Here is a 2312-nt window from a genome sequence, read left to right as displayed (position 1 = left end):
ATCTATGTCGCGGGTCCTGGTCTGGCCCGGGGGTATCTGGGCCGGGCGGGGCTGACCGCGGGCCGGTTCGTCGCGGACCCGTTCGGTGGTGCGGGGTCCCGGATGTATCGGACGGGTGACCGTGGCCGGTGGCGTGGGGACGGGCAGCTCGACTTCCTGGGCCGGGTGGATGAGCAGGTGAAGATCCGGGGGTTCCGGATCGAGCCCGGTGAGGTGGAAGAGGTACTGGCCGGGCATGAGGCGGTGGCCCGGGTGGCGGTCGTCGTGCGGGAGGACCGGCCCGGGGACCGGCGGCTGGTGGCCTATGTGGTGCCGGCCGACGGGCAGGGTGACGGGCTGGAGCGGGAGCTTCAGGAGCATGCGGCGCGGGTGCTGCCCGATTACATGGTCCCGGCGGCGGTGGTGGTGCTGGACGAGCTGCCGCTGAACGTGAACGGCAAGCTGGACCGTCCCGCCCTGCCCGTTCCCGACTACGCCGCCCTGATCTCCGGCCGCGGACCCCGGACGCCGCAGGAGGAGATCCTCGCCGACCTGTTCGCCGAGGTCCTGGGGCTGGAGCGGGTCGGTGTCGACGACGACTTCTTCACCCTGGGCGGTCATTCGCTGACGGCGACTCGTCTTGCCGCGCGGGTCGGTGCGCTGTTCGGGGTCGATCTGGGTGTGCGTGCGGTGTTCGAGGCGCCGACGGTCGAGCGTCTGGCCCAGCACCTGTCCGTCCTCCTGGCCGGTGGGAACGACGCGGTGCGGGAGCCGTTGCGTGCGGTGGCGGAGCGTGGGGAGCGGGTGCCGCTGTCGTACGCGCAGCAGCGGCTGTGGTTCATCGACCGCCTGGAGCCGGATTCGGGTCTGTACAACGTGCCGTTCGCGGTGCGGATGACGGGTGGGCTGGACCGGGAGGCCCTGAGGCAGGCGCTGGCGGACGTGGTGGCGCGGCACGAGTCGCTGCGGACGGTGTTCCCCGAGGAGCGCGGCGCCGCCTGGCAGCGGGTGCTGCCGGCCGGGCAGGCGCAGGTGCCCTTCTTCGAGCAGGCCATCGACGCGCAGAAGCTCACCGATGAGCTGGTGGCTGCCGCTGCCCAGGGCTTCGACCTTGCCCATGAAGTCCCTGTGCGGGCTCATCTCTTCTCTGTGAGTGACGGGTCGTGTGTGCTGTTGCTGGTGGTGCATCACATCGCGGCCGACGGCTGGTCGATGGGGCCGCTGGCGCGGGATCTGTCTCATGCGTATGCGGCACGCGTGGGCGGTGAGGCACCGGTGTGGGGTGCGGAGCTGCCGGTCCAGTACGCCGATTACGCGTTGTGGCAGCGGGGGCTGCTCGGTGATGAGGCCGATGCGGGGAGTCTGGGTGGGCGTCAGTTGGCGTACTGGCGTGAGGCGCTGGCGGATCTGCCGGTGGAGCTGGTGCTGCCGGTGAGCCGGCCGCGTCCCGCGGTTCCGTCCCATCGGGGTGGCCGGGTGGTGGCGCGGTGGGACGCGGAGCTGCACGCGGGGGTGGTGGAGCTGGCCCGTGGCAGTGGTGTGTCGGTGTTCATGGTGGTGCAGGCGGCGCTGGCGGCTCTGCTGACGCGGTTGGGTGCAGGGACGGACATTCCGTTGGGTGCTCCGGTCGCGGGGCGGACGGATCCGGCGCTGGACGATCTGGTCGGGTTCTTCGTGAACACGCTGGTGCTGCGGACCGACACGTCGGGGAACCCGACGTTCCGGGAGTTGCTGGAGCGGGTGCGGGAGACGGACCTGGCGGCGTACGCGCACCAGGACCTGCCGTTCGAGCGGCTGGTGGAGGAGCTCAACCCGGAGCGGTCGCTGGCCCGCCACCCCCTCTTCCAGATCGCCCTCACCCTCCAGAACGACCCCCCGGACAGCCTCAGCCTCACCGGCGCCGACGCGGACGTACTTCCCGTGGAACTCGGCGTGGCGAAGTTCGATCTCGCCTTCAATTTCAGGGAACAGCACTCCCCGGATCAGGAGCCCGCCGGCCTTGTCGGACTGGTCGAATACAGCCTCGACCTCTTCGAGCCCGGCGATGCCGAACTGCTCGTCCAGCGGTTGGAATCCCTCCTCCGCACCGTGGTCACGGACCCGGACCGGGCTTTGCTGAAGCTGGACGTCGTCACCGAGTCCGAGCGGGCTTTGGTGCTGGAGGGGTGGAATGAGTCGGCTTCGGTGGTGGAGGAGCTGACGTTTCCGGAGTTGTTCGAGGAGCGGGTGGCTCGGGCGCCGGAGTCGGTGGCTTTGGTGTGCGGCGATGTGGAGTTGTCGTATGCGGAGTTGAATGCGCGGGCGAATCGGCTGGCGCGGGTTCTGGTGGGTCG

Annotated in this window: 1 protein-coding gene; it reads left to right on the top strand. The window is 70.2% G+C overall.

Annotated elements, in window-relative coordinates:
• Nucleotides 1–165 precede the first annotated feature (165 nt).
• On the top strand, nt 166–2312 hold a 2147-nt coding region (locus ACH499_RS34550; protein ID WP_399020987.1), incomplete at its 3' end, for a condensation domain-containing protein.

Source organism: Streptomyces sp. NPDC018947 (assembly GCF_044390505.1).
In the GTDB taxonomy this organism is placed as follows: domain Bacteria; phylum Actinomycetota; class Actinomycetes; order Streptomycetales; family Streptomycetaceae; genus Streptomyces.
This window is presented reverse-complemented; position numbering and strand designations above follow the sequence as displayed.